The 9,241-nt window shown below is 71.9% G+C and carries 9 protein-coding genes; 1 reads left to right on the plus strand and 8 read right to left on the minus strand.

Annotated elements, in window-relative coordinates; translation table 11 throughout:
- Window positions 1-21: 21 nt before the first annotated feature.
- The 7 genes from secG to rapZ form a co-directional block, all read right to left on the minus strand.
- Window positions 22-282 carry a preprotein translocase subunit SecG gene (gene secG / locus ACY34I_RS33835; RefSeq protein ID WP_148804385.1) on the minus strand — a complete coding sequence of 87 codons (261 nt, stop codon included), beginning with the start codon at window positions 280-282 and terminating at the stop codon, window positions 22-24.
- A 95-nt stretch (window positions 283-377) separates the two neighbouring features.
- Entirely contained in the window at window positions 378-1,169 is a 792-nt protein-coding gene (gene tpiA, locus ACY34I_RS33840; RefSeq protein ID WP_462759239.1) for a triose-phosphate isomerase, read from the minus strand.
- The gene (locus ACY34I_RS33845) at window positions 1,169-2,368 is read right to left on the minus strand and encodes a phosphoglycerate kinase (RefSeq protein WP_462759240.1); all 1,200 of its coding nucleotides are present in this window, start codon (window positions 2,366-2,368) and stop codon (window positions 1,169-1,171) included. Before ACY34I_RS33845 ends, tpiA begins: the two co-directional genes overlap by 1 nt.
- 52 nt (window positions 2,369-2,420) lie before the next feature.
- Complete coding sequence (gene gap, locus ACY34I_RS33850) at window positions 2,421-3,425, minus strand: type I glyceraldehyde-3-phosphate dehydrogenase (RefSeq protein WP_148804388.1); 1,005 nt, start codon at window positions 3,423-3,425, stop codon at window positions 2,421-2,423.
- Window positions 3,426-3,692: 267 nt separating this feature from the next.
- Window positions 3,693-4,673, minus strand: coding sequence for a DNA-binding protein WhiA (gene whiA / locus ACY34I_RS33855; protein WP_148804389.1), 981 nt, complete (start codon window positions 4,671-4,673; stop codon window positions 3,693-3,695).
- 57 nt (window positions 4,674-4,730) lie between these two features.
- Window positions 4,731-5,705, minus strand: coding sequence for a gluconeogenesis factor YvcK family protein (locus ACY34I_RS33860; protein ID WP_462759241.1), 975 nt, complete (start codon window positions 5,703-5,705; stop codon window positions 4,731-4,733).
- A complete protein-coding gene (gene rapZ, locus ACY34I_RS33865; RefSeq protein WP_148804392.1) occupies window positions 5,702-6,610 on the minus strand; it encodes an RNase adapter RapZ in 909 nt (302 codons plus the stop codon). The genes ACY34I_RS33860 and rapZ overlap by 4 nt, the downstream gene beginning before the upstream one ends.
- Before the next feature lie 341 nt (window positions 6,611-6,951).
- Between rapZ and recQ the strand changes: the two genes are divergently transcribed.
- Entirely contained in the window at window positions 6,952-8,805 is a 1,854-nt protein-coding gene (gene recQ / locus ACY34I_RS33870; protein WP_462759242.1) for a DNA helicase RecQ, read from the plus strand.
- 121 nt (window positions 8,806-8,926) lie between these two features.
- Here recQ and ACY34I_RS33875 read toward each other — a convergent pair.
- A partial coding sequence (locus ACY34I_RS33875; RefSeq protein ID WP_462759243.1) for a C39 family peptidase occupies window positions 8,927-9,241 on the minus strand: 315 nt, incomplete at its 5' end.

Raw genomic sequence — 9,241 nt, forward strand, 5'->3', positions numbered from 1 at the left:
TGTACGACTCGACGCGCTGGCTCAGGCGCCGCTGCTCAACTGGAGCCGGAGCCAGAGCCCGATCCCGACGATGCACGCGAACCAGATGATCCCCACCAGAACGGTGTAGCGGTCGAGGTTCTTCTCGGCCACCGAGGAGCCGGCCAGGCTGGAGCTGACACCCCCGCCGAACATGCTCGACAGCCCGCCGCCCTTGCCGCGGTGCAGGAGGATCAGCAGCGTGAGCAGGATGCTCGTGATGACCAGCAACACGATCATCGTGTAGGCGAACCAGATCGGCATGGCGGGGGTCTGTCCTCTCGTTGCGATCACTGCCCGTCGGAGTCGGGCACGGCGGCACCGACCGACGGACGGGCAGCGTCAAGGATAGCGAGCGATCAGCGAGCGATGTGCTCCGGGAACCGGCAGATCTGCGCGAATTCCTCGGCGTCCAGGCTGGCGCCGCCGACCAGGGCCCCGTCCACGTCCGGCTGCGCCATGATCGCGGCGATGTTCGTCGCCTTGACCGAGCCGCCGTAGAGGATGCGGACCTGCTGGGCGGTGGCCTCGTCGAAGCTGTCACCGAGCCGCTTGCGCACCTCGCCGCAGACCTCCTGGGCGTCCTCCGGGGTCGCCGTCTTGCCGGTGCCGATCGCCCAGACCGGCTCGTACGCCACGACGACCTTCGTGACCTGCTCCCCGGTGAGCCCCCGGAGCGCGCCGTCGAGCTGGTCGCAGCAGTGCGGCACGTGCCGGAGCTGCTCCCGGACCTCCAGCCCCTCGCCGATGCACAGGATCGGGGTGAGCCCGTTGGCCAGGGCGGCGTTGACCTTGTCGTTGACCAGCGCGTCGTCCTCGTTGTGGTACTGCCGCCGCTCGGAGTGGCCGACCACCACGTAGGTGCAGCCCAGCTTGGCGAGCATCGGCCCGGAGATGTCCCCGGTGTACGCGCCCGACTGGTACGGCGACAGGTCCTGCGCGCCGTAGCCGATCAGCAGCTTGTCGCCGTCCACCGCGGTCTGCACGGTGCGCAGGTCGGTGAACGGCGGCAGGACCACCGTCTCGACCTCGGTGAGCTGCTTCTCGGTGAGGCTCGCGGCCAGCTTCTGCACCAGCAGGTTGGCCTCGAGGTGGTTCAGGTTCATCTTCCAGTTGCCGGCCATCAGCGGCCGGCGGGTGGGGCTAGCCATCACTTCTCCAGGGCCGCGATGCCGGGGAGGGTCTGGCCCTCCAGGTACTCCAGGGAGGCGCCGCCGCCGGTGGAGATGTGATCGAACGCCGACTCGTCGAGCCCGAGCGTCCGCACCGCCGCCGCGGAGTCACCGCCGCCCACCACGCTGAACGCGCCGGACTTCGCGATCGCCTCGGCGACCCCGCGGGTCCCGTTGGCGAACGCGGCCATCTCGAACACGCCCATCGGGCCGTTCCAGAACACCGTCCGCGCCTGCTTGAGGGCGGCGGCGAACCCGGCCACCGTCTCCGGGCCGATGTCCAGCCCGACCCGCTTGTTCGGGATGCCGTCCACCCGGACGATGTCGTGCTCCGCGTCCGGGGCGAAGGCGACCGCGGCCACCACGTCGACCGGGAGCATGATCTTGCCCGGCTCGCGCTCCATCAGGTTGCGGCAGGTCTCGACCATCTCCTCCTCCAGCAGCGAGCTGCCCACCTCCAGGCCCCTGGCCTTGAGGAAGGTGAAGCACATCCCGCCGCCGATGAGCAGCCGGTCGACCTTCGGCAGCAGCGCCTCGATCACCGCGAGCTTGTCGGAGACCTTGGAACCGCCCAGCACCACCACGTACGGCCGCTCCGGCTCGGCGGTCAGCTTGCTGAGCACCTCCACCTCGCGCAGCACCAGCCGGCCGGCGAAATGCGGCAGCCGGGCCGGCACGTCGTAGACGCTGGCGTGCTTGCGGTGCACCGCGCCGAAGGCGTCGTCGACGTACGCGTCGCCGAGGGCGGCGAGCTGTTCGGCGAACGCACCCCGCTCGGCGTCGTCCTTGCTGGTCTCCCCCTTGTTGAAGCGGAGGTTCTCCAGCAGGGCGACCTGGCCGTCGGCGAGCCCGTCCACGCAGGCGCGGGCCGAGTCGCCCACGGTGTCCTCGGCGAAGTGGACCGGCGCACCGAGCAGCTCACCCAGCCGCCCGGCCACCGGGCGGAGGCTGAACTGCGGGTCCGGCGCGCCCTTCGGGCGGCCCAGGTGCGAACAGACGACCACCTTGGCACCGGCCTCGACCAGCGCGCTCAGGGTCGGCAGGACGGCCCGGATCCGGCCGTCGTCGGTGATCTCCCCGGTCTGCTTGTCGAGCGGGACGTTCAGGTCGGCGCGCACCAGCACGCGCCGACCCGACACCCCCTCGGCGAGCAGGTCGTCGAGGTTGCGGATGCTCACAGAGCCAGCCCTCCGTTCGTGACTGCGGGGCTCGCCAGCTCACCCCTCGCACTCACAGGGAGCTACCCACCAGCTTGACCAGGTCGACCAGGCGGTTCGAGTAGCCCCACTCGTTGTCGTACCAGCCGACGACCTTGACCTGGTTGCCGATCACCTTGGTCAGCGGCGCGTCGAAGATGCACGACGCCGGGTCGGTGACGATGTCGGCGGAGACGATCGGGTCCTCGTTGTAGACCAGGATGCCCTTGAGCGGGCCGTTCGCGGCGGCCTTCATCGCGGCGTTGACCTCGTCCACGGTGGTCTCCCGGCCGACCGTGACGGTCAGGTCGGTGGTCGAGCCGGTCGGGATCGGCACGCGCAGCGCGTAACCGTCCAGCTTGCCCTTGAGCTCCGGCAGGACCAGGCCGATCGCCTTCGCGGCGCCGGTCGAGGTCGGCACGATGTTGAGCGCGGCGGCCCGGGCCCGGCGCAGGTCCTTGTGCGGCGCGTCCTGCAGGTTCTGGTCCTGGGTGTACGCGTGGATGGTGGTCATCAGACCCTGCTGGATGCCGAACGTGTCCTGCAGGACCTTCGCCATCGGGGCGAGGCAGTTGGTGGTGCAGGAGGCGTTCGAGATGATGGTGTGCTTGGCCGGGTCGTACTGGTCCTGGTTGACGCCCATGACCACGGTGACGTCCTCGTTCTTCGCCGGAGCGGAGATGATGACCTTCTTGGCCCCGCCGTCGATGTGCGCCTTGGCCTTGGTGGCGTCGGTGAAGAACCCGGTGGACTCGATGACGACGTCGGCGCCGACCTCGCCCCACGGCAGCTTGGCCGGGTCCTTCTCGGCGTACGCCTTGATGGTGTGGCCACCCACGCTGATCTCGTCGTCGGTGGCCTTCACCTCCTGCGGAAGGCGGCCCAGGATGCTGTCGTACTTGACAAGGTGGGCGAGCGTCGCGTTGTCGGTCAGGTCGTTGACCGCCACGACCTCGACGTCAGCGCCGGACGCCAGCACTGCCCGGAAGAAGTTGCGGCCGATCCGGCCGAAGCCGTTGATGCCAACCCGGATGGTCACAGGTCCCATCTCCTCGCGTTCTGGTCCGCCGGCGTCAGACCTGGGCCGGCGGAATGGTGTGCGCCGACCGTTGGAGCCGGCCGTTGACGGTTCATCTCGGCCGCCCCGCCGCGGTCTTCGGAGACCTGACCGCCCGAGGCGGTGAGCACGGCGAGGAGTGCCTGTGCCGGCCCCCTTGCCGTACGCAGCGACCTTATCCGAGCGTGCGGCGTCGCGCTGCGGCGGGTGGTGCGGAAACCGCCGGCGGGGTGACGCCTCACCGTCCTATCAGACCACGAGCATGTCCGGCGTGACGGCCGCTTCCGTATCCGGGATGCCCAGGTCGCGGGCCCGCTTGTCGGCCAGCGCGAGGAGCCGGCGGATCCGGCCGGCGATGGCGTCCTTGGTCAGCGGCGGGTCGGCCAGCGCCCCGAGCTCCTCCAGCGAGGCCTGCCGGTGCTCCAGGCGCAGCCTTCCGGCCGAGGTGAGGTGGTGCGGGGCGTCGTCGGCGAGGATCTCCAGGGCCCGGGTGACCCGCGCGGCGGCGGCCACCGCGGCCCGGGCCGAGCGGCGCAGGTTGGCGTCGTCGAAGTTGGCCAGCCGGTTGGCGGTGGCCCGGACCTCCCGGCGCACCCGCCGCTCCTCCCAGGCCAGCACGCTGGAGTGGGCGCCGATGCGGGTGAGCAGCGCGGCGATCGAGTCCCCGTCCTTGACCACCACCCGGTCCACCCCCCGGACCTCGCGGTTCTTGGCGGTGATGCCGATCCGCCGGGCCGCGCCGACGAGGGCGAGGGCCGACTCGGGGCCGGGGCAGGTGATCTCCAGGGCGCTGGAGCGGCCCGGCTCGGTGAGCGAGCCGTGGGCCATGAACGCGCCCCGCCACGCGGAGACGGCGCAGCAGACGTTGGCGGCGACCACGTGCGGCGGCAGGCCGCGCACCGGGCGGCCCCGGACGTCCAGCAGACCGGTCTGGCGCGCCAGCGCCTCGCCGTCCTTGACCACCCGTACGATGAAGTGGCTGCCCTTGCGCAGCCCGCCGGAGGCGAGCACGTGGATCTCGCTCGGATAGCCGTAGACCTCGGCGATCTCCCGCCGCAGCCGCCGGGCAACCGCGCCGGTGTCCAACTCCGCCTCGACCACCACGCGACCCGACACGATGTGCAGGCCGCCCGCGAAGCGCAGCAGAGCCGCCATCTCCGCCCGCCGGCAGCAGGGCTTGGGCACGTCGACCCGACTCAGCTCGTCCTTGACCGCCGCCGTCATCGCCATAAAGTGCGCCCCCTCAACGACCGGTTCCCGGCGTGTCGCCGGTGATTACGTACGTGTCTAACGATCGGCGCCCAGGACAGGCACCAGCGCGGCGCCCAGGGCGGCTGGATCATGACGGGGCGTGCCGTCCAGGACGGCGACGGGGGCGAGGACCAGCCGGGCACCCAGCGATTCTGCCGCACCGGCCACCGCCCCGGGGTCACCCACCGCCGTGGAGTCCGCCAGCACCATGTCCACCTTCAGCTCGGGCAGATAGCGCCGCAGGGTGTCCAGATGGTCGGCCAGGGAGAGCCCGAGGGTTTCCTTTTCCGCCACCAGGTTGAGCGTGACCAGCCGCCGGGCCGGGCTGGAGACGATCGCGTCGGCCAGCTCCGGCACCAGCAGGTGGGGCAGCACGCTGGTGTACCAGCTGCCCGGCCCGAAGATCAGCCAGTCGGCCGCGCGTACCGCCGCGACCGCCTCCGCGCACGCGGCCGGCGCGGACGGGGTGAGCCGCAGCGACTCCACCCGGCCGGAGGTGACCGCCACCTGGTGCTGGCCACGCACCGTGCATACCTCGTCGGGCTCGCCCGGGTCGGCGCCGCGCACCCGAGCCTCGATGTCGACCGGCTGGCAGGTCATCGGCAGCACCCGGCCGACCGCGCCGAGCATCGCGCCGGCGTGGTCGAGCGCGGCCACCGGGTCGCCGAGCAGCTCCGTCAACCCGCTGATCAGCAGGTTGCCGACCGCGTGCCCGGCCAGGGAATCGCCCGCCTCGCCGCCGTCGGCGACGGCGAAGCGGTGCTGGAACAACGCCGCGCTGCGCCGGGTGGCCGGGTGATCGCCGGCCAGCGCGACCAGCGCCTGCCGGAGGTCGCCCGGCGGCAGCCCGCCGCGCTCGGCCCGCAGCCGACCGCTGGAGCCGCCGTCGTCACCGACCGTGACCACCGCGGTGATGTCCAGGTCCAGCTCGGGTACGCAGTGCCGCAGCGCCCGCAGGGACGCCGAGAGCCCGTGCCCGCCGCCGAAGGCGACCACCCTGGTCGGGATCATTCCCGCCCCAGGTCCCGGTGCTGGGCGTGGGCGGCGATGCCGGACTGGCGCAGCCGGGCGGCCAACTCCTCGGCGATCGCCACGCTGCGGTGCTTGCCGCCGGTGCAGCCCACGGCGACGGTCAGGTAGCGCTTGCCCTCCCGCTCGAAGCCGGCGGTGGTGGCGTTGACCAGGTCGGCGTAGCCGGCCACGAAGGCGTCGGCGCCCTCCTGGCCCAGCACGTACGCGCTGACCGCCTCCTCGCGCCCGGTGTGCTCGCGCAGCTCCGGCACCCAGTACGGGTTGGGCAGGAACCGGGCGTCCATCACGAAGTCGGCGTCCGGCGGGAGGCCGTACTTGAAGCCGAAGGAGAGCACGGTGATCCGCAGCCGACGGGAGTCCTCCCCGCCGAACAGCTCCTCGACCCGGCGACGCAGCTGGTTGACGTTCAGGTGGCTGGTGTCGATGATCACGTCGGCCTGGTCCCGGGCCTCCTCCAGCAGGGCGCGCTCGACGGCGATGCCGTCGGCCAGCCGCCCGTCACCCTGCAGCGGGTGCGAACGCCGGACGCTCTCGAACCGGCGGATCAGCACCTCGTCGTCGGCGTCGACGAAGACCACCCGGGGCTGGAAGCCACGCTCCCGCAGCTCCCGGATCGCCCCGGCCAGGTCGGTGGAGAAGGCGCGGGAGCGGACGTCCAGCACCATGGCCGTGCGCCGAGCCGCGCCGCCGGCCTTGAAGGCCAGCTCGGCCATGTCCAGCATGAGGGCCTGGGGCAGGTTGTCGACCACGTAGTAGCCCACGTTCTCCAGCGCCCGGGCCACCGTGCTGCGGCCACCGCCGGAGAGCCCGGTCACCACCACCAGGGTGGTCTCCGCCTCGGCCGGTGCCGGCCGTCCGAGGGCTGTCTCCGTATCGGTCGGCACCAGGTCACCCGGCGTCCGCGCCTCGCTCACCTGTTCCCCCCAAGCCGTGGCGCCGCGGCCGTTCGGCCGCGCGTGGTCAGTCAGCGACTTTAACGGCTGCGACCCGGGCGGGGATTCCACGGGGTGACGACCGGAACACCTCCTTGTCCGGTTTGTCGTCGTCTTGGCACTGGTTTCCGCCGGTCCCGACCGGACCCGTCGTACTTCCGACAGCGTCAGCGGTCGCTCACGGTCCGCGACGTCCGCGCGTAGGTCGGTCGGCCCGCCGGTCCGCGCCGCCCCGCCGGCGGCGCGCTCGCCGGGGCCCGGGCGATGTCGGGGAACGCTCGTAGACTGCGCGGATGGTCTCCCCCACCGATCAGCGGACCGAGGACGCCCTGCAGGTGCTCCGTCGGGTGTTCGGCTACGACACATTCCGGGGCTTCCAGCAGGAGGTCGTCGAGCACGTGGTGGCCGGCGGCGACGCGCTGGTGCTGATGCCGACCGGTGGCGGCAAGTCACTCTGCTACCAGATCCCCGCGCTGGTCCGGGACGGCGTCGCGGTGGTCGTCTCGCCGCTGATCGCGCTCATGCAGGACCAGGTCGACGCGCTCACCGCCGTCGGCGTCCGCGCCGGCTTCCTCAACTCGACCCAGGAGCCGGGCGAGCGGCGGCGGGTGGAGGCGGCCTTCCTCGCCGGCGAGCTGGACCTGCTCTACCTCGCCCCGGAGGCGCTGGCCGTCCGCGCCACGGTCGGCCTGCTCGAGCGGGGCCGGATCGCGCTGTTCGCCATCGACGAGGCGCACTGCGTCTCCCAGTGGGGGCACGACTTCCGCCCCGACTACCTCAACCTGTCGATGCTGCACGAGCGCTGGCCGGGGGTGCCGCGGATCGCGCTGACCGCCACCGCGACCAAGGCCACCCGCACCGAGATCGCGACCCGGCTCCAGCTCACCGACGCCCGGCACTTCGTGGCCAGCTTCGACCGGCCCAACATCCAGTACCGGATCGTGCCCAAGCGGGAGCCGCGCAAGCAGCTGCTGACGCTGCTGCGCGACGAGCACCCGGGCGACGCGGGCATCGTCTACTGCCTGTCCCGCGCGTCCGTGGAGAAGACGGCCGAGTTCCTGGTGGCGAACGGGATCCCGGCGCTGCCGTACCACGCCGGGCTGGACGCGCGGACCCGGGCCGCCAACCAGCAGCGCTTCCTGCGCGAGGACGGGCTGGTCATGGTCGCCACCATCGCGTTCGGCATGGGCATCGACAAGCCGGACGTACGCTTCGTCGCCCACCTCGACCTGCCGAAGTCGGTCGAGGGCTACTACCAGGAGACCGGCCGCGCCGGGCGGGACGGCCTGCCGTCGACGGCCTGGCTCGCGTACGGGCTCCAGGACGTCGTCCAGCAGCGCAAGATGATCGAGACCTCGGAGGGCGACCTGGCGCACCGGCGCAACCTCGCCACCCACCTGGACGCGATGCTGGCCCTCTGCGAGACGGTCCGCTGCCGCCGGGCGCAGCTTCTTGAATACTTCGGCGAGACCGACGCGGGCGGCTGCGGCAACTGCGACACCTGTCTCGCGCCCCCGGAGTCGTGGGACGGCACGGTCGCCGCGCAGAAGCTGCTCTCCACCGTCTACCGTTTGGACCGGGAACGCAACCAGCGGTTCGGCGCCGGGCACAGCATCGACATCCTGCTCGGCAAGCGCACCGACAAGATCGACCAGCACGGCCACGACTCACTGAGCACCTTCGGCATCGGCACCGAGCTGCGCGAGGCGGAGTGGCGGGGCGTGGTGCGGCAACTGCTCGCCGAGGGCCTGCTCGCCGTCGAGGGCGACTACGGCACCCTCGCCCTGACCGAGGCGAGCGCCGAGGTGCTGGGCCGCCGGCGTACGGTCACCATGCGGCGGGAGCCGGAAAAGCCGGTGTCCACCCGGTCGACGAAGCCCCGGGGCGCCGCCACCGTCGTCGCCGACCTCACCCCCGCCGCGGCCCCGGTGTTCGACCGGCTACGGGCCTGGCGGGCGGCCACCGCCAAGGAGCAGGGCGTGCCCGCGTACGTCATCTTCCACGACGCGACCCTGCGCCAGATCGCCACCGAGGCACCCGCCTCGCTGACCGAGCTGTCCCGGATCAACGGCGTCGGCGAGAACAAGCTCGCGAAGTACGGCGAACACATCCTCGCCGTACTCGCCGAGGCCGACGCGCCGGCCTGACCTACCCCGGATACGCCGAACGGCCGGCCCCTCGGTTGGGGTCGGCCGCTGGTGGGTGTGACGAAGGGCCGACCCCTTGTGGGGGTCGGCCCTTCGTGGTTCCTCCTGTCACCGGGTTGGGTCAGGAGGCGCTGTAGCCGCGGGTGGCGATCCAGTCGGCGAGGTTGTCCACGCTGATCCGGTAGGAGGCCATGTTCGGGTTCGCCGAGTCGGCGATCGTCACGGTCTTCCCGCCGTCGCGGTAGCCGACGACGCTGATGTAGTGGCCACCCTCGAAGGAGTGGGTGTTGCCGTCGGTGTCGGTGGCGGTGCCAGCGATGTTGGCGACCACGGCCCGGCCGTCGTCGATGGTGCGGACGATGTCGGCGCGCAGGGTGTCGGTCTGCTTGTCGTCAGCCTTGGCGTCCTTGATTTCCACCGAGTGGTAGGCGTCCTT

It is taken from the genome of Micromonospora sp. RTBAU3-60 (assembly GCF_054963695.1).

What these genes read in the sequence shown, in the direction of transcription:
- secG (WP_148804385.1), bottom strand. Translation starts at nt 282, where the DNA reads ATGCCGATCTGGTTCGCCTACACGATGATCGTGTTGCTGGTCATCACG.
- tpiA (WP_462759239.1), bottom strand. Translation starts at nt 1,169, where the DNA reads ATGGCTAGCCCCACCCGCCGGCCGCTGATGGCCGGCAACTGGAAGATG.
- whiA (WP_148804389.1), bottom strand. Translation starts at nt 4,673, where the DNA reads ATGGCGATGACGGCGGCGGTCAAGGACGAGCTGAGTCGGGTCGACGTG.
- ACY34I_RS33860 (WP_462759241.1), bottom strand. Translation starts at nt 5,705, where the DNA reads ATGATCCCGACCAGGGTGGTCGCCTTCGGCGGCGGGCACGGGCTCTCG.
- recQ (WP_462759242.1), top strand. Translation starts at nt 6,952, where the DNA reads ATGGTCTCCCCCACCGATCAGCGGACCGAGGACGCCCTGCAGGTGCTC.